The 18,436-nt window shown below is 30.6% G+C and carries 16 protein-coding genes and 3 tRNA genes; 17 read left to right on the forward strand and 2 right to left on the reverse strand.

Features of this window, described 5'->3' with window-relative positions; all coding sequences use genetic code 11:
* Positions 1–15 precede the first annotated feature (15 nt).
* Positions 16–981, forward strand: coding sequence for a porphobilinogen synthase (gene hemB / locus OWK30_RS08970; RefSeq protein WP_423325710.1), 966 nt, complete (start codon positions 16–18; stop codon positions 979–981).
* Between the two features lie 2 nt (positions 982–983).
* Complete coding sequence (locus tag OWK30_RS08975) at positions 984–1,727, forward strand: DUF815 domain-containing protein (protein ID WP_423325712.1); 744 nt, start codon at positions 984–986, stop codon at positions 1,725–1,727.
* 75 nt (positions 1,728–1,802) lie between these two features.
* On the opposite strand, the gene OWK30_RS08980 is transcribed toward OWK30_RS08975, so the two are convergent.
* Positions 1,803–1,876 (reverse strand) — tRNA-Pro (locus tag OWK30_RS08980).
* A 40-nt stretch (positions 1,877–1,916) separates the two neighbouring features.
* Positions 1,917–2,747 carry a DsbA family protein gene (locus tag OWK30_RS08985; protein WP_423325714.1) on the reverse strand — a complete coding sequence of 277 codons (831 nt, stop codon included), beginning with the start codon at positions 2,745–2,747 and terminating at the stop codon, positions 1,917–1,919.
* Positions 2,748–2,889: 142 nt separating this feature from the next.
* Between OWK30_RS08985 and ileS the strand changes: the two genes are divergently transcribed.
* The 15 genes from ileS to OWK30_RS09060 all read left to right on the forward strand — a co-directional run.
* Positions 2,890–5,685 (forward strand): isoleucine--tRNA ligase, encoded by a 2,796-nt coding sequence (ileS, locus tag OWK30_RS08990; protein ID WP_423325716.1) that lies wholly within the window; start codon positions 2,890–2,892, stop codon positions 5,683–5,685.
* Positions 5,686–5,729: 44 nt separating this feature from the next.
* On the forward strand, positions 5,730–6,209 hold the full coding sequence (lspA, locus tag OWK30_RS08995; protein WP_423325718.1) for a signal peptidase II: 480 nt from the start codon (positions 5,730–5,732) through the stop codon (positions 6,207–6,209).
* Positions 6,210–6,214: 5 nt separating this feature from the next.
* The gene (purH, locus tag OWK30_RS09000; protein WP_423325740.1) at positions 6,215–7,753 is read left to right on the forward strand and encodes a bifunctional phosphoribosylaminoimidazolecarboxamide formyltransferase/IMP cyclohydrolase; all 1,539 of its coding nucleotides are present in this window, start codon (positions 6,215–6,217) and stop codon (positions 7,751–7,753) included.
* 55 nt (positions 7,754–7,808) lie between these two features.
* A complete protein-coding gene (purD, locus tag OWK30_RS09005; RefSeq protein WP_423325720.1) occupies positions 7,809–9,086 on the forward strand; it encodes a phosphoribosylamine--glycine ligase in 1,278 nt (425 codons plus the stop codon).
* A gap of 7 nt (positions 9,087–9,093) precedes the next feature.
* Positions 9,094–9,591, forward strand: a complete 498-nt coding sequence (gene purE / locus OWK30_RS09010; RefSeq protein WP_423325722.1) for a 5-(carboxyamino)imidazole ribonucleotide mutase — start codon at positions 9,094–9,096, stop codon at positions 9,589–9,591.
* 2 nt (positions 9,592–9,593) lie between these two features.
* Complete coding sequence (locus tag OWK30_RS09015) at positions 9,594–10,205, forward strand: L-threonylcarbamoyladenylate synthase (protein ID WP_423325724.1); 612 nt, start codon at positions 9,594–9,596, stop codon at positions 10,203–10,205.
* Between the two features lie 64 nt (positions 10,206–10,269).
* Positions 10,270–10,545 carry an integration host factor subunit alpha gene (locus OWK30_RS09020; protein WP_423325726.1) on the forward strand — a complete coding sequence of 92 codons (276 nt, stop codon included), beginning with the start codon at positions 10,270–10,272 and terminating at the stop codon, positions 10,543–10,545.
* Positions 10,538–10,843, forward strand: a complete 306-nt coding sequence (locus tag OWK30_RS09025; RefSeq protein WP_423325728.1) for a MerR family transcriptional regulator — start codon at positions 10,538–10,540, stop codon at positions 10,841–10,843. The genes OWK30_RS09020 and OWK30_RS09025 overlap by 8 nt, the downstream gene beginning before the upstream one ends.
* 7 nt (positions 10,844–10,850) lie before the next feature.
* Positions 10,851–10,927 (forward strand) — tRNA-Pro (locus tag OWK30_RS09030).
* Positions 10,928–11,284: 357 nt separating this feature from the next.
* Positions 11,285–14,752, forward strand: coding sequence for a carboxypeptidase-like regulatory domain-containing protein (locus OWK30_RS09035; RefSeq protein WP_423325730.1), 3,468 nt, complete (start codon positions 11,285–11,287; stop codon positions 14,750–14,752).
* Positions 14,745–15,539, forward strand: a complete 795-nt coding sequence (locus OWK30_RS09040) for a hypothetical protein (RefSeq protein ID WP_423325732.1) — start codon at positions 14,745–14,747, stop codon at positions 15,537–15,539. Before OWK30_RS09035 ends, OWK30_RS09040 begins: the two co-directional genes overlap by 8 nt.
* A 128-nt stretch (positions 15,540–15,667) precedes the next feature.
* Positions 15,668–16,279, forward strand: coding sequence for a hypothetical protein (locus OWK30_RS09045; protein WP_423325734.1), 612 nt, complete (start codon positions 15,668–15,670; stop codon positions 16,277–16,279).
* A 277-nt stretch (positions 16,280–16,556) separates the two neighbouring features.
* The gene (locus OWK30_RS09050) at positions 16,557–17,588 is read left to right on the forward strand and encodes a threonine aldolase family protein (RefSeq protein WP_423325736.1); all 1,032 of its coding nucleotides are present in this window, start codon (positions 16,557–16,559) and stop codon (positions 17,586–17,588) included.
* Between the two features lie 53 nt (positions 17,589–17,641).
* A tRNA-Leu gene (locus OWK30_RS09055) sits at positions 17,642–17,728 on the forward strand.
* A 332-nt stretch (positions 17,729–18,060) separates the two neighbouring features.
* On the forward strand, positions 18,061–18,436 hold a 376-nt coding region (locus OWK30_RS09060; RefSeq protein WP_423325738.1), incomplete at its 3' end, for a hypothetical protein.

Consider the following 18,436-nt stretch of genomic DNA (forward strand, 5'->3'; position numbering starts at 1 on the left):
CAAGTGGAGGATATTATGAGTTTTCCCATAGTTAGAGGAAGAAGATTAAGAAAAAATGAAACTATTAGAAGAATGGTCAGAGAGACAAAGTTAAGTGTAGATGATTTAATATATCCTCTTTTTGTAGTTGAAGGCGAAAACATAAATAATGAAGTTCCATCAATGCCAGGAGTGTTTCAAATGAGTATTGATAATATAGTTAAAGAATGTATCGAAGTTGAAAAACTAGGAATCCCTGGAGTAATCTTATTTGGCATCCCTAACCACAAAGACGAAATAGGGAGTGAAGCTTACAACGATAAAGGGATAATCCAAAGAACAATCAAAGCAATCAAAGAAAATACTAAAAATTTGTTAGTAATTACAGATGTCTGTATGTGTGAATACACAATCCATGGACATTGCGGCATTATAAAAGAAGGGGATGTGGATAACGATGAAACGCTAAAATATTTAGCTCTTGAAGCATTAAGTCATGCCAAAGCTGGAGCAGACATGGTTGCCCCAAGTGACATGATGGATGGTAGAGTATCAGCAATCAGAGACATTCTTGATGATAACGGTTTTTATCATATCCCCATTATGAGCTATGCCGTTAAATATGCTTCAGCGTTTTATGGGCCGTTTAGAGATGCTGCTGAAAGTACTCCTGCATTTGGAGATAGAAGAACTTATCAAATGGATCCACCCAATAGATTGGAAGCATTAAGAGAAGCAGAACTTGACCTGATAGAAGGAGCAGATATTATCATGGTTAAGCCAGCTCTTCCATATCTAGATATCATCAGAGAAATAAAAGATAATTTCAACATACCTGTAGCAGCTTACAACGTTAGCGGAGAATATTCTATGCTTAAAGCTGCCATTGATAAAGGGTGGTTAGATGAAAAGGTTATATATGAGTCTCTAGTGTCAATTAAAAGAGCTGGAGCAGATTTAATCCTTACCTATTTCGCTAAAGAAATAGCTATGAGGTATTGAATGTGGAAAACATTTTCAAAAACTGCATAGCTTTTAGATGGAATGGACAACAACTTGAAGAAATAAATTTTATAGAAAAAGTTAGTAAAACTGACTTGATAGGAATTGATAACCAGATAAAGCTTGCTAGCAAAAATATTGAATCTTTTATAGAAAAAGGTATCGCACTCAATATGCTTTTATGGGGTGAAAGGGGATGTGGCAAATCCTCACTAATAAATATGCTTCTAACTGAGTATAATAAACAAGGATTGAGAATCATAGAATTTCCACAAGAAAAAATTGAAACTATTTTTAAGCTTTTTAGGATTCTTCGTCCAGTTGAAAAATTCAGGTTTATTCTTTTTTTTGATGACATATCTTTTAATGAACAAGACATCTATTACAGAAAATTCAAATCAATTATGGAGGGTGGACTTGAATCTCCCCCTCCAAATGTTATATTTGTAGCTACATCGAACAGAAGGCATCTCATTGAAGATAAAACGTACGATTCTAACACCCCATATAGTAGAGATGAAATAAATGAAGCTATGTCACTCTATGCAAGGTTTGGTCTAGTAATTGGTTTCTATCCCATCAACAAAAAAATATATCTTGATATATGTAAACATTATATGAAGAAATACTCAATACCATTTATTGAAAACTGGGAAAAAGATGCTGAAAATTTTGCAATTTCCAGAGGTAAAAGAACAGCTAGAGTAGCAAAACAATTTGCTATTTATCAAAAAATATTTAAGTAAAACCTAGCTGATATTCAAAAAGCAATAAGTTACTAGAAAGCTTTAAACAGAGTTAAGATGTTTTATAGATTAAAATCGGGGCGAGAGGACTTGAACCTCCGACCCTCGGTTCCCAAGACCGATGCGCTACCAAACTGCGCTACGCCCCGAACGGATGGACTATATATTACAAATAATTTAACTTGTCAACTAGTTTTTAAAAGATTTTAATCCTTTATCAATCAAAGCTTTGTCAAAACCTTCCACTTTTTTCCCATCAAAAATCAATACTGGAGTTGCTCTAAATCCGTATTTTTCAGCAATTTTTTTCTGTCTCTCTATCCTATTAATAATTTCTTTAGATTTCACAAGTTCCTCAAACCTTTTAGCATCATTAGTCTTGCGTGCAAAATATTTAATAATCTCATCACTACTTTTACTATCAAACTTTCCACTATAAAGTTCACCTGCAAAATTGTATCCCATAGCCATACCCGCTTCAAAAACTTGTGAATAAATCATAGCATTCTTATGAATTGGCAACGGAAAGTTTAACATATAAAGAGCAATATCTTTCCTATCTTTTATTTTTGGTTCAAGATATTTATAAGCCTTTCTACAAAATGGACACTGAAAATCGCTTATTTTAATAATAGTATGTTTTGCATTTTTTGAACCATACATAAGAGTTAAGTCTTTTGTAGGGATATTTACTGTATCATACTTAAAACTCATTTCTTTTATTAAACTAGTTCCTGTTTTAACGTTTATAATATCAGGAATAATAATTTTACCATCAGAAATTAAAAACTGTGAAACTTGTCTATTCCTCTTTTTATCATTAATATTTACTTTAACAAAATAAAATCCTTTTGGATTATCAACCTGTTTAATTACTTTAACTGAAATTTTAACATCCCTCAAACCTCTTTTAGCAAAATTCTTCATTAAATTTTCTTTTAAAACATTTTCAACATTAAAAGCAAAAGAGATATTACTCACAAAAACGAGCACCACAATTAATATTAAAAATCTCTTCATAAAAACCTCCTGATTTTATAAAAAAATAATATACATAAAAAAAGATTATGTAAACCATAAAAAAGTTCAGATAATGCCTTGATTTAAAAAAAGTTTAGTGCTAATAATCAAACTCCGAAAAAACTAAATAAGGCGGGTGAATATGGAATATAAAGACACTCTAAATCTACCAAGAACAGATTTTCCCATGAAAGCAAACTTAACAAAAAATGAACCTATCAGACTAAAAAAATGGGAAGAAAAAAAAATTTACAACAAAATATTAGAAAAAAGAAATCCTGAAAATAAATATATTTTACATGATGGGCCTCCATATGCAAATGGACATCTTCATATGGGGCATGCTTTAAATAAAATTTTGAAAGATTTTATAATCAAAACCAAATCCTTAAAAGGTTTTTATACACCATATATCCCCGGCTGGGATTGTCACGGTTTACCAATTGAACATCAAGTTGACAAAGAGCTTGGCAAGAAAAAAAACGAAATACCAAAACATGAAAAAAGAAAACTTTGCAGAAAATACGCAAGTAAATTTATTGATATTCAAAGAGATGAATTTAAAAGGCTTGGAGTCTTAGGAGATTGGGAAAACCCATATATTACCATGGATTACACATATGAAGCAAACACATTGAAAGAATTGTATAAATTTTTTAACAATGGTGGTGCATACAAAGGGTTAAAACCAGTTTATTGGTGTATTTCCTGTATAACAGCTTTGGCAGAAGCTGAAGTCGAATATCATGACCACACATCACCTTCAATTTATGTTAAATTTCCTCTCAGTAATGATGCTAAAAAAGCTCTAAATATTGAAGAAGATGCTTCTGCTGTTATCTGGACTACCACACCTTGGACATTGCCTGCTAACCTTGGAATAGCTATGAATCCAGACATTGAATACGCTGTTGTTAGAGTTCTAAAATCAGACAATAAAAATATAAATAAAAATGACTTATTAATTTTAGCAAAAGAATTAATAGAAAAACTCAAGAGTATTTTTAAAATAGAAGAGATTGAAATAGAAAAAACATTCAAAGCAAACATACTTGAAAAAACAAATGCAAAACACCCTTTTTATGACAGAAATTCATTAATTATTCTTGGTGATCATGTAACCCTTGAACAAGGTACAGGTCTTGTACACACAGCCCCTGGACACGGTCAAGAAGATTATGAAATCGGTTTAAAATACGGATTAAAAATACTCAATCCAGTGGATGATTACGGAAACTTTAAAAAAGACACAGAACTATTCGGTGGAATGAACATATTCAAAGCTAACAACGAAATTATAAAATTATTAGATGAAAACGGTAACCTATTAGAAACATCAGAAATTGAACATTCATATCCACATTGTTGGCGATGCAAAAATCCTGTAGTTTTCCGAGCAACTCCGCAATGGTTTATTTCTATGGAAAAAAATGATTTAAGAAAAAAAGCTTTAAATGAAATTGATAAAGTCCAGTGGATACCATCATGGGGAAGAAACAGGATTTACTCTATGATTGAAAATAGACCTGATTGGTGTATTTCCAGACAAAGAAGCTGGGGTGTTCCAATAGCAGTTTTCCTTTGTAGTGAATGCGGAGAAATTATTATAGATAAAGAGATTCAAGAAAAAATATTATCTGAGTTTTACAAGTTTGGTGCTGATATCTGGTTTGAAAAAGATGTTGAATATTTTTTGGGTAAAAACTTTGAGTGTCCACATTGTAAAAGCAAAAATATCAGAAAAGAAACAGACATTTTGGACGTTTGGTTCGATTCTGGTGTAAGTCATGCAGCTGTTTGTGAAGTAAGGAAAGAACTTAAATGGCCTGCAGACATGTATCTTGAAGGTAGTGACCAGCATAGAGGATGGTTCCATAGTTCGTTGTTAGAAAGTATTGGCACAAGAGACAAGGCTCCATACAAAGAAGTGCTTACACACGGTTTTGTGGTAGATGGTAAAGGGCTTAAGATGTCCAAATCTATGGGTAATGTGATAACTCCGGATGAAATAATAAATAAATATGGTGCAGAAATTTTAAGACTATGGGTAGCTGCAGAAGATTATACTGAAGATATAAGAATTTCAAACGATATTATAAAACATTTAGTAGAATCATATAGAAAAATAAGAAATACTCAAAGATACCTTCTAGGTAACCTTTACGACTTTTCTCCAAATAAAGATATGATTGAATTTGAAAATCTCAAAGAACTCGATAAATATATCTTAATAAGATGGCAAAATGTGAAAGAGAAAATTTATAAAGCATACGACAATTATCAATTTCACATATTTTACCACTCATTCTTAAATTTCTGTATCAATGAGTTATCATCTTTTTATTTAGATATAATAAAAGATAGAGTCTACGCTTATAAAGCAAATTCTTTTGAAAGAAGATCAGCTCAATCAGCAATGTTTATTCTTTTAAAAGAAATGGCAATAATTATGTCACCTATTCTCTCCTTCACTGCAGATGAGATATGGGAATTTCTACCAGATTTTGAAGGAAAGGAAGAATCAGTATTTATACACACCTTCCCAGCAGTAATGCAAATAAAAGACAAAGAACTTATTAAAAAAATGGAATTTTTAAAGGAATTAAAATCTGTAGTTAATAAAGCATGCGAATTAGCAAGAAGAAATAAAATTATAGGCCACTCATTAGATGCAAAAATAACTGTTGCTATAAAAAATTACGAAGAAGATCTATTAAAAGTTGATGAAGGAATTGAAAAAATATTTATAGTTTCAGAGTTTTACATTGGCGATTTTGATAAACTAACCGATTGTCATACTTCAGAAGATGGTAATATTAAAGTAAAAGTTGAAACATCATCTTTTAAAAAATGTGAAAGATGTTGGACACACTCTGCATCAATAGGTAAAAGTACTAAACATCCTACCCTTTGCGAAAGATGTGTTAACCAGCTTTAAAGGGAGCTATTACGCTCCCTGTTTTTTTATTCTAGGGGGTTATAATGAAAAACAGAATTTTTATAATTATTTCTTTTCTAATTTTAATATTAGATCAATATACCAAATATCTCATCAAGAAAAATTTTCATCTCTTTGAAATAAAGCCTATTATAAAAGGTTTTTTCAATCTTACTTATATTTTAAATCCCGGCGCTGCTTTTGGCTTTCTTGCAAATTTAAACGAAAAATATAGACAGTTATTTTTTGTACTAGTTACATTTATTGCTGTCATTATAGTAATCTATTTATTTATTAAAGAGAATAAATCTATTCTACGTAAAATATCATACTCACTAATTTTAGGTGGAGCTCTTGGTAATTTCATTGATAGGCTATTTATTGGTAAGGTGGTTGATTTCCTCGATTTCTATATAAGTACATATCATTGGCCTGCTTTTAACGTAGCAGACTCAAGTATTAGTATCGGAATACTTCTTCTTATTCTAGATATGGTAATTGACAAAAAGGAGGATTCACAATGAAAATAATGCCAGAAAGAGCACTTATAAGTGTTTCAAATAAGGAAGGTATTGTTGAATTTGCTAAAAGCCTTGTTCAATATGGAATTGAAATCATCTCCACTGGTGGCACTGCAAAACTGTTAAAAGAAAATAACATTGATATTATAGAAATATCCGACTTCACAGGATTTCCTGAAATACTCGACGGTAGGGTGAAAACACTTCACCCAAATGTTCATGCAGGTATCCTTAATGTAAGAGACAATAAAGATCATACATGTATTATGGAAAAGATGAATCTTAAAAACATTGATATGGTTGTAGTAAATCTTTACCCTTTTGAAACCACTATATCCAAAGAAAACTTTACATTTGAGGAAGCTATTGAAAATATCGATATTGGTGGTCCAACAATGATTAGGAGTGCTGCAAAAAATCATAAATTTGTAACTGTAATAGTGGATAATAAAGATTTTGACTTGATTTTAAACGAATTACATGAAGGAGGTATTTCTTATAATACAAGATTAAATCTCGCAAGAAAAGCATTTTCTCATACTGCCCTTTATGACAGTATCATTTCAAATTATTTTAACAAAATTTGTAATATTAAATATCCTGATGAAATTACCATTCCAATGAGAAAAAAACTTAATTTGCGCTACGGTGAAAATCCTCATCAAAAAGCAGCTTTTTACAAATCACCTATTATAAAGGAAATCAGTGCTACAACATCTGAAAAATTACATGGTAAAGAACTTTCATTTAACAACCTAATAGATATAAACGGAGCCCTTGAATTAATCAAAGAATTTGAACAGCCAGCAGCAGCAATAATTAAACATACAAACCCCTGTGGGGTTGGTATCGCAGACAACATCTTTGATGCATACAACTATGCTATAGAATGTGACCCCACAAGCGCTTTTGGAGGAATTGTTGCACTTAATAGAACAGTTGACAGTAAAACAGCAGAAAAGTTATCTGAAATATTTTTAGAAGTTGTAATTGCACCAGATTTTGAAAAAGAAGCTTTTAATTTGTTAACTAAGAAAAAAAATCTAAGATTAATCAAAACTGGTAATTTAAACAACTACAGAGATAACGAATATGATATAAAAAAAGTTGTTGGAGGATTCTTACTCCAAGATAGAGACTTAAAAAACTTTGATGAAAAAACTGGATTTAAAGTTGTTACACAAAGAAAACCAACTCGGGAAGAATTCGAAGCCCTTAAATTTGCATGGATTGTTGTGAAACATGTAAAGTCCAATGCTATTGTGTATGCAAATCATAACCAGACAATTGGAATCGGAGCTGGACAGATGAGTAGAGTTGACTCAAGTAAAATCGCTGCTATAAAAGCCAGAAAACCTCTCAAAAACGCTGTAATGGCTTCTGACGCTTTTTTCCCTTTTAGAGATTCTGTTGATGAAGCTGCAAAACACGGTATTACTGCAATCATCCAACCTGGTGGTTCCATAAGGGATGATGAAGTTATTCAAGCAGCAAATGAACATAACATTTCTATGATTTTTACAGGAGTTAGACATTTTAAACATTAAAACCTAAAATCAAATGTGTAAACAAAGAATTTAAACAACAAAATTGGGGTGGGTTATGAAAGTCTTAGTTATAGGCTCAGGTGGTAGAGAACATGCTTTAAGTTGGAAAATAGCTCAAAGTGACCTAGTAGAAAAGGTTTTTGTAGCTCCGGGAAACGGTGGAACTGCCATTGAAAAAAAATGTGAAAATATAAACATAAAAGCAGATGATTTTGATAGCCTTCTAAAATTTGCTAAAAACAACAATATTGACCTCGCTGTTGTAGGACCTGAAGATCCTTTGGCAAAAGGGATTGTGGATGCCTTTGAAAAAAACAACATAAAAATCTTTGGTCCAAACAAAGCAGCTGCAATGATCGAAGCTAGTAAGGCATTTGCAAAAGACGTAATGCTAAAAGCTGATATTCCAACCGCATATTATAGTGAATTTAGTGATTTTGATTCAGCAAAATCTTATGTGGTAGAAAAAGGTGCACCAATAGTAGTAAAAGCTGATGGACTAGCTGCTGGTAAAGGCGTTACTGTTGCAAAAACAATTGAAGAAGCCGTAAAAGCATTAGAAGAAATTTTCATTGAAAAAATATTTGGTGAGTCAGGTAATAAAGTTATAATTGAAGAATTTCTTGAAGGCGAAGAAGCATCATATCTTGCATTTACTGATGGAGATACAATTCTTCCATTAGTCTCAAGCCAAGATCACAAGCCGATATACGACAATGATGAAGGTCCCAATACCGGGGGGATGGGAGCTTATTCTCCTGCACCTGTTGTTACTGAAGATATCTTTAAATTTACCACGGAAAAAATAGCAAAACCTCTCATTAATGAGTTGGCAAATAGAGGTATTACATATAAAGGAATCATCTATGCAGGCCTCATGATTACTGAAAAAGGTCCTAAAGTTTTAGAATTTAATTGTAGATTTGGTGATCCTGAAACTCAACCTATCCTATACAAAATGAAATCTGACATTGTCCCAATAATACTTGCTGCAGTAGATAGACAACTAAAAAATACTTCTGTAGAATGGTATGATGATACTACCGTTTGTGTTGTAATAGCATCAGGAGGTTATCCAAAATCATACAACAAAGGATATGAAATAACAGGTATTGATAGTGCAGAGCAAATTGAAGGTATAAAAGTATTTCACGCAGGAACTAAATTAGAAAACAAGAAAATCCTTACAAATGGTGGACGTGTCCTTGGTGTTACAGGAAGAGCTAGTAACCTTCAAGAAGCTATAGAAAAAACTTATTCAGCAGTTAAAAAAATCTACTTCAAAAATATGCATTATAGAAATGATATTGGGAAAAAAGCACTAAGGAGGTAAGATAATTATGAAAATAGGAATTATTATAGGAAGTAAATCTGATTTTCCCGTAGCAAAAACAGTATTGGATGTATTAAAAGAATTTGGTATAGAATATGAACTGATAGTTTCTAGCGCACATAGAACCCCCGAAAGAACAAGTGAATGGTCCAAAACGGCAGAAGAAAAAGGAATTGAAGTAATCATAGCAATTGCCGGTGCAGCCGCTCATCTTGCTGGAGTCGTGGCTAGCGAAACAACATTACCTGTTATTGCTGTACCAGTGGCAGCCACAACACTGGGAGGTATAGATGCACTATTATCAATGGTACAAATGCCTGGAGGAATTCCTGTAGCCACAATGGCAATAGGTAATGCAGGAGCAAAAAATGCTGCTATATTTGCCTGCGAAATATTAGCTGTCAAATATCCAGAAATTAATGAACGACTTAAAAAATATAGACAAGAAATTAAAAATAAAGTTATCAATGATAATGAAGAAGTACAAAAAATGGTACAATCTTAATAATGATAATTTACAAAGCATCAGTAAAAAACTTTATAAAAATCATCGAGTTATGTGACAAAAACTCATTACCATTTATTTATCCCACCGATACAATTTATGGTATCGGTGCCACTTTCTTAAATCATGAAGCCAATAAACGTATATATCAAATAAAAAAACGCGACAAAAACAAATCATTTATTGTTTTGATAGGAAATTTAGATCAATTATTTATGTTAATTGATAAGTCCTCTTTTAATGAAATTCACAAAAAATTTATTAATAATCTATGGCCTGGTGAGTTTACATTAATATTTAGGGCAAAATCTACTTTGCCTGATTATATACTAAATAAAGGGAAAATAGCAGTCAGATTCCCTAAATATAAAGATTTAGCATTAGCTATTGAATCAACATGTCCTATAACTTCAACAAGTGCAAACCTTTCCTACACTAATATCAATCATAGCTTTAAAGATATTCTCTCTCAATTTAAAAACAAAATTGATTACTTTATTTACAAAGAGTTACACTCAAAAACCCCTTCAACTATCATTGATATATCTGATTCTTACAATCCAACTTTCATAAGAAACCCTAAAAAGTATAAAATAGATGATTTAACAAAATAATTATCATCAAAACCATTGACATATAATATCTTTTTAGCTAAGATTTAAGAAATGGAGGTGTCTTATGACAAAAGCTGACATCGTTGAAAAAATTTATGAAAAGCTTGGTATCACTAAAAAAGATATTGCAAAAGTCGTTGATATGGTTTTTACCACAATGAGAGAAGAAATCTTAAGTGGAAATAGTGTAAAAGTATCAGGCTTTGGAAATTTTGAAGTTAAAGTAAGAGGAAGAAGGGTTGGAAGAAACCCAAAAACTGGTGATGAAGTTATAATACCACCAAGATACGTTGTATCTTTTAAACCTAGCCACCTATTTAAAGAAGAGGTTAATGCTTAAAACTCAAAAACTGTACTACAAAATTAGTGAAGTTTGTGAAATTACTGGTTTAAAACCTTCAGTTTTGAGGTTTTGGGAAAAGGAATTTAAACAATTAAGACCAATAAAAACAAGCAGTAAACATCGTTTATATACTCAAAAACATATAGATTTGATTTTAAAAATAAAAAAAATGCTATATGATGAAAAATTAACTATTGAAGGCGCTCGTATGCGCCTTTCTGATGAATCAGCTAAATTATCTAAAGAAGAAATCAAAAAAGAGTTGCAAGAAATTTTAAATATGCTAAAAAAATAGCCCTTGTCGGGGCGTGGCGCAGCCTGGTAGCGCACACGCATGGGGCGCGTGTGGTCGCTGGTTCAAATCCAGTCGCCCCGACCATTTTATATAAGATATCAATATAATTAAAAAATTTTTTTTAAAAGCCTGGCAACTTTCTGACAACTTTTACAAATCTTATATCTTTAAAATAACTATAAAAAAGGTATATTTACTTAAATAAAAAAAATGTTAAGATAAACTTAAGTAATTTTAAATACATAAAAATTTCTAATAATAAGATAAACTTTTCCTCTCTCCCTTGATTTTTTGTGTCTTTAAAACAAGCTTTTTATTTTCTCATTAAACTTAACCCAAGAAGAAGTACACAGTCTTTGTTACAAGGTAATAAATTAAAATAATTTATATTCTTCTTGAAAGTATCCTTGACAAATTAAAACATAATTGCGAAAATCTAATATGAAAAAGTTGTTTATCGCCTTTTTCATAATTCATTTTTTATATGCTGTTGTTACTTTCGCTGAGGAAGAAATCGATACTACCCTCCTGCTTCCTGATATTCAAGACGTAAATACTTTGTATAATAAAAAGTTTAACATAGAAAAAAGCGATTTTTACCCAATTTATAAAAATCATTATGATAGTGAGGAAAAGTCTATTACCTCATCTATATTTTTTATGACTAAAAATTACGAGATTTTGTATATAAGTATTTCTTATTGTAAAAATCCAGAAAATGTGTGGAAAGAGCTTAAAAACCGTATTGTAGAAGCTACAAAAAGAAATAAGAAACAAACTTCATCATTAAATTTAGGTGACGACAGTGTTTTTGGACCGGCAAGCTGGGCATCTTATGGTGTAAAATATAACAACTTTGTTATCTTTGTAGTTGCCCAAGATTCTCTTGACGGTAAGTTAATCATATCCAGCCTCTTAAAAAAGATAGATGACTTTAATAGCGGCTTGTTAGAAGTCAAAAGCAAAAAAAACAGATTTCTTTACATAAAACGTGCATATTTAGAAAAATCTTCAATTTTCAATAAAGCTGGTTCTTACGAGCAACCTATAAGAATTCAGATTTTTACCAGAGGGAAAGAGCTTTATAATAAGTTTAAAAAAGGTCGTTTTGAGCTAAAAAAAGAACAAAGCATTTATCAGTTTTCGTTATTATTCCCTCTTGATAAAAAGATAGTAAAAGTTTTGAAAGACATTAATGATGGAATTTTAATACTATCAATTGAAAAATATAACCCTTTAATAATAAAAAACATTAATGCTTCTGATTTTATTGATATGGGGGAATATCTTACCTGTACTAAAACAAGTGGTGATGTAATGTCAATATTTACACCACCTGAATATTGCACAAAACGTGGGTTGAAGAAAAGTGCAGTATTACATAACCTGGCTCATAATTCTTTCTATTTCTACTTAGGCAAAAACATTTTTGACAATTTTTTTCTATTTAGTGAGCATTTTACCGGCAAACCCCCTAACGCCTTTATAATTGAAAACAATTATGGATTGAATAACCTTCAATTTTTCTTGGATGAAAAAGGTAGATTAGCTGCAAGACCTTCATATAAAAATACTCTTTATGTTGTTAAAAACGGTAAGCTGGTCGAATTACCTAAAGTTTCTGTAGCAGATAATAGTAAACTTGGTGTAAAGATAAATGAATCTTATATTTTTAATGGAGAATTGATAAATCACGGTTCATGGCTTACCCCGTATATCACCCTATCAGGTAATGAAGCAATTAATTATGGGGCTGTTTATCTTTATAAAAGAGATTATCAGTGTGAAAAATTGATGGAATTTATCTGTAATGGAAAATTAAAAACCAAGAAATTAACTTTCACATTCTCAAACATATTAGAGATAACCCCAAAATGGAAAGGTAAATATGAAGTAAAAGGAAATATTTTGAAAAAACCTAAAGAAGCTGTCTCTCCTCCAGAGAATTATTATCTACTTAATGGCCAATTGGTAAAATTAAAAGAGAGTACTCCAAATGCAACATATTGTACGACTGAAAAAAACGAATTAAAATGCAGATTTCAAGATTATTTTAATGGGAAAAAGATTAGAGACGTAAACACAGCTTCTGATGAATATTATTCAAAGTGTTTTAGATTGGGTATTCCCGGTTCTTGTGAAAATGAAGTAAATATACCTATCGATTTTGGTATACCAATTGCTCTTTCTAATGATTATATCCTTAATCAATATGAAGGGCCATATTCTGAGCTGATCATTTGTGACAAAGGGGTTAAAAAGCAATTTAACATTAAACATACTGGATGGATAGTATTTGATAATAAAATGGAAAAAGATATTAGAATTACAGTTTTTAAAAAAGGTTTCGAAAAAAAGATTGAGCATTTCACAATATCTATAGAAAATGTAAAAAATGCTACTATTGAAGGAATCATAACAGATAGGAGCGGGAATCCCGTTGAAAATGCAAAAGTTACAATAATGGATAAAACTGTTTATAGTGATGAAAAAGGTCATTATAAGGTTATTTTATCGATTTCGGAAAATGGCGAAGACGCTGTATTCAACTGGGATGAGGTCTTAACACCAATTTTAAAAACTTTTCATGTAAACCTCTTGAAACAAGATAAGTTTTTCCCAGATAAAAATAGTTATTTTATAGAATTTGAAGTTTTAGACAACAAAACACCTCTGAAAAAAATTCCTATTAACATTGCTAAATATGAAGCTATTTACGACAAAAATGGTAATAAACTTTCAGTAAAAGATTTCGAAAAAGGTGTGTATATCAATAAGAGAGTGAAAAGTGATGAGCATGGTATAGTAAAAACTACGATTAAATCGTTTGTTTTGAAAGATGAGGATATCAAAAAGTTTCACAAGCTGTTGTTTCCTCTAAAAGTCAGGTTAAAGATTTGTGAAGAATTAAACCATAAGTGCGATAATATATCCATTGAAATCAGCGATCCTTCACCTGTAATAAAGGTTATTGTTCCATCAGGGGTAATGGAAGGGACTTGGCAAGAACGTGCCACTAAGGTAACAATAAATGATGAAAACAGCAATAAATTTAAAATAGAAGTAAAAGCACCCGGTAGAATTAAGCTTAAAGGTGTTCAAAAATTTTATAGTAATAGGATGAGATTTGATACAGACAAAAAAGAACTCGAACTTTTTTTCGAACCTACAATAAGAGGTACTGATTTAAATAGAGTTTTGCCCAACGAGTTAGATGCATACTTCAAGACAAACTTAAATGTACTATCCGGATTTATCGGTATTGTGGGTGATTTAGCTGCTGGAGGAAAGATTATTCCCAATAAGATTATAACTCAAAGTAATATATTAGCTAAATTAGCAAGCGTTAAATTTGAAAGTAAAAAAGCAAAGACTTTGATAGAGTTTTCATACGCTTTATCATCTAAAGGCTTATCTGCATATGCTCTTGGACTTGGAGCTAAAAATTTAGAAGTTAAAAACTTTGACACTGACAAGTATATTACCTTGATGGATTGGTCTGTTGGGTTCGTTGACCTTATAGGAGGTGCCAAATCAGACTCTATTACTCACCAAAAAGTATTTAATGGTATAGCATGGGCTGGAGAAAAACTCAAAAAAATTACCAAAGGTAGCTTTGGCAACTTTTTGACGAACAATAAGGTAGTAAAATATTTGAAGATAGATAAACTTTCCCAAGTTATTTCACCAAGCTCAATGTCAGGTGTAATAAGTCTTGAGATAATGAAAGCAATTTATGCTAATGCTAAAACAACCTACGATTTGTATAAACAGTATAATAACATAGTTTATTCTTATGAAGATATAATTTTTGTTCCTTTTATTATAAAAGTTGAGGATGAAGACGGCTATTTTGATGCAGTGATTAAAAAAGTTGGTGTAAAAATCAGAAGGTTAAACGATGAATAAAGTTTTTTCTCTTTTTGTGATAATATTTTTATTTGCTGGGATTGTTTTTGCAGGGCTTGATAAAGAAATTCATGATTATATATCTGCATGTGAAAATAAAAATATAGAGATAGTTAAAAAACTTATTGATGAATCCTCGCCACAGTATAATCAGATTATAATGCTTCATAAGGTGTTGTTTAAAAGTTTAGATATAAAGTTTTTAAATTATAATGTATTAGAAAATACAAAATTTGGAGAGTTTGAAGTAGTTAAGGTTAAGGTAAAAGCTTTGATAAAATCAAAAGTTACTAATGAGGCTTTTATCTCTGAAAAAATAGACTTTTTCATTTTTAAAACAAGTAACAAAAAAATTGTAAAGATAATAAACGATGCCAATTTTGAGTTAATAAAAAAGAACGCTATTTATTCCTTTTTAATAGAAGAAATGCTTTTTGATTCTGAAAGCAAAAACGCATCTGATACTGCAAATGAGCCTATAACAGATTTTACAATTTCACTGTTTAAAAATGGCTCATACGTTGAATATTTTGATAAAACTGACGATGAATTGCTATTTAAAATAAAATATAAAGGCAACAAAGAAAAATTTATGGGATATGTAATAATAGAAAGATTGAATGATAAAAATAGTGTAAGAAAGTTGCCTCTATTAATTTTAAAGAATAAAGAAAAAATAATTAAATTAAAATCTATGTATAAACTATTCATTCCAGGTGATTATGTGGTAAAGATAGTAGATTTTAAATTTAATCTGCATGGACAGAAAATGTTTGAGGTTAGGTAGAAGTGAGAGGTGAGATATGAGACATATTCTTTTATTTTTTTTTACTCTCAGTTGTCTTCACAGCTTGTACAGAAGATGTACAAAAACTTAAAAATGAAAATAGCAGATTACTTGTTGAGCTGAGTAATTTGAAAAAAGAGAATAAGGTTGTTAGAAGTAAATTAGAAAAATGTGAAAAACTAAACAAATTGTTGTCTGAAGAAAAGAAATTTAGTTATCTTGAGTTAACTAAATTAAGAAATGAGCTTAGAGACTTTCTGCGTAATCAATTGATCAGTATAGATAAACTTTCTAACAAAACTATTTTGATGGATTACACAGGAGGAGAAATCATTGAACGTTCTAAATTTGATAAATCTGCCAAGTTAATAGTATTTAAATCAAAGATGTTTAAAGATGGAGATGAAATAAGAGGGATAAAAGGTTATTTTGTAAAAAATGGAAAAATACAGTTAAAAATTTTTAAACGTTTGGATAAAGATATTTATGTTTGTGTTGGTAATTCTGAAGTTTTTTCAGTTAATAAAGGTAAACATTATTTAGAACTGAAAAGTAAGCTTTTACTTGATGATAACACTATTATAGGGTTCTATTTTCCAGAAGGGATAAATGTGTTTTACAGTAAAAATGCAGAAAATTTTTGCATAGTACATTCAGATATTCTATTGGGTGATAAACTGAAATTGAGTAATGATAAATGTTACACCTTTTCGTTAGGAGTAATGGGATATTTCAATTGAGTTAGTCATGCAAATGCAAAAATTAACAGTTTTGTAAAACTAAATAAAAATAACAACAACTAAGAAGTTTAGACATAAAAACAGGTTTAAGAGTAGCTCGTTTACTTTTATATTATTATGATAATATATAATTAAAAGGGAAAAATGTTAGTTTTAATGAAAAATTTCCTTTATATTAAAGGTTTTTATAATTATACATATTGCTCAAAAGATAATGGTTGGAAATTCAAACCCAGTCGCCCCGACCATTTTCCTTAAATTCAACGATGGTGGGATCATGAAAAAATATAGCTTTAAAAATGATTATAGTGAAGGTGCTCATCCCAACATATTAAAATTATTAATCGATACTAATTTTATTCAAACAGAAGGATATTCTAAAGACATTTTCTGTTTAGAAGCTAGCAAAATCTTAAAGAATAAAGTTGGGAAAGATGATGTAGATATCCATTTCGTATCAGGTGGGACTCAGGCAAATCTTATAATGATTTCTTCTGCATTAAAACCTTATGAATCTGTAATATCAGCAACTACTGGCCATATAAATATTCATGAAGCTGGAGCCATCGAATCAACAGGGCATAAAATCAATTCCATTGATACCTCTGACGGAAAACTTACACCAGAATTAATAGTAGAAATCTTAAAATTCCACACTGATGAACACATGATTAAGCCAAAACTTGTCTATATATCAAATTCAACTGAAGTTGGAACAATCTATAAAAAACATGACTTAGAGGCATTGTTTGAAATCTGTAGAAAATACGACCTATATCTCGTTATGGATGGAGCAAGACTCGGTTCAGCCCTCACCTCACCTTTTAATGATTTATCATTAAATGAGATAGCTAATCTCTGCGATATGTTTTATATTGGCGGCACCAAAAATGGAGCTTTGATAGGTGAAGCCATTGTCATAACAAATAATAAATTAAAAAATGATTTCAGATATCATATTAAACAGAAAGGTGGATTAATTGCAAAAGGAAGAATTTTTGGAATTCAATTCTTTGAACTTTTTAAAGATAACTTGTATTTTGATTTAGCAAACCATTCAAACAGAATGGCTCTTAAATTAGCTGAGGGGATAAAACAGTTAGGTTTTTCTTTTTTGTATCCACCTGAAAGTAACCAAATTTTTCCTATTTTTCCTAAAAGACTTATCGATATTTTATTAGAAAACTTCGATTTTTATATATGGAAAGTAATAGATGAAGAACAATACGCAGTAAGACTTGTAACATCTTGGGCTACAAAGGAAAATAAAATTGTTGAATTTTTATCAATCATTCAATCTTTTGCTTGACAAATAATTGCTAAATGGTTATAAACTCCCCACACACTTTAAATGGGTTGTTCGCCCGGGTGGTGGAACTTGGTAGACACACAGGACTTAAAATCCTGTGGGCCTTTCAGCCCGTGCCGGTTCGAGTCCGGCCCCGGGCATTCTTAATTATCAACAAGTTATAAAAATCATAAATTTTGCCAGATTACACTTTGGGTTACACTTTGGGAATAGATTGGAAATTAAGCGATTAAATCGCATTGAAGAAATATTAATTTTCCATAGACAAAAATATTATGTTCATCAGAGTATTTTGGAAAAGAATATTTTGGGTTTTTATAATACCTTGGCCTGTTCTTTCTTTCAAATCCATTTAAAAAGATTATCTATTTTTGCTGTTAATACCCATCTATCATATTATGTCTGTACTTTTTAGGAGTTGGTTGAGTTATGATATAACAGATTTTAAATTCATTTTGTTTTATCAAAATGGATGAAATCGAACGAAATAGACTTTATTGATGAAGAAAAAGAAAAAATAAATGCTTTGTTGGAACAGTTTGAAATTTTATGGGAAGTATCGGATTTAACAGATAGAAAAAAGCTACTGAGTGCTTTGATTGAAAAGATTGTTGTATATGATGAACATGTTGATATTCAGTTCACTACAGGATATCGGCAAAAAATAGAAATAGAAAAACCTAAAAATAATTATTTCAAAAGAGAACTTGAACAATGGGAGATAGAAGGTTTAAAGAATACTCCTACCAAAAAAGCAAAAGCTTTAATTATGCTTGCAGAGGACAAGAAAATAAGTGAAATCGCTTATGAACTTCAAGTAGATTTTTCAAAAGTACAATGGCTTGTAA

This window comes from Deferribacter abyssi, assembly GCF_049472655.1.
Lineage (GTDB): Bacteria > Chrysiogenota > Deferribacteres > Deferribacterales > Deferribacteraceae > Deferribacter > Deferribacter abyssi.

Bases quoted from the DNA above. Each gene is read 5' to 3' on its own strand.
- hemB (WP_423325710.1), top strand. From the start codon at position 16: ATGAGTTTTCCCATAGTTAGAGGAAGAAGATTAAGAAAAAATGAAACT.
- OWK30_RS08985 (WP_423325714.1), bottom strand. From the start codon at position 2,747: ATGAAGAGATTTTTAATATTAATTGTGGTGCTCGTTTTTGTGAGTAAT.
- ileS (WP_423325716.1), top strand. From the start codon at position 2,890: ATGGAATATAAAGACACTCTAAATCTACCAAGAACAGATTTTCCCATG.
- lspA (WP_423325718.1), top strand. From the start codon at position 5,730: ATGAAAAACAGAATTTTTATAATTATTTCTTTTCTAATTTTAATATTA.
- purH (WP_423325740.1), top strand. From the start codon at position 6,215: ATGCCAGAAAGAGCACTTATAAGTGTTTCAAATAAGGAAGGTATTGTT.
- purD (WP_423325720.1), top strand. From the start codon at position 7,809: ATGAAAGTCTTAGTTATAGGCTCAGGTGGTAGAGAACATGCTTTAAGT.
- purE (WP_423325722.1), top strand. From the start codon at position 9,094: ATGAAAATAGGAATTATTATAGGAAGTAAATCTGATTTTCCCGTAGCA.
- OWK30_RS09015 (WP_423325724.1), top strand. From the start codon at position 9,594: ATGATAATTTACAAAGCATCAGTAAAAAACTTTATAAAAATCATCGAG.
- OWK30_RS09020 (WP_423325726.1), top strand. From the start codon at position 10,270: ATGACAAAAGCTGACATCGTTGAAAAAATTTATGAAAAGCTTGGTATC.
- OWK30_RS09025 (WP_423325728.1), top strand. From the start codon at position 10,538: ATGCTTAAAACTCAAAAACTGTACTACAAAATTAGTGAAGTTTGTGAA.
- OWK30_RS09035 (WP_423325730.1), top strand. From the start codon at position 11,285: ATGAAAAAGTTGTTTATCGCCTTTTTCATAATTCATTTTTTATATGCT.
- OWK30_RS09040 (WP_423325732.1), top strand. From the start codon at position 14,745: ATGAATAAAGTTTTTTCTCTTTTTGTGATAATATTTTTATTTGCTGGG.
- OWK30_RS09050 (WP_423325736.1), top strand. From the start codon at position 16,557: ATGAAAAAATATAGCTTTAAAAATGATTATAGTGAAGGTGCTCATCCC.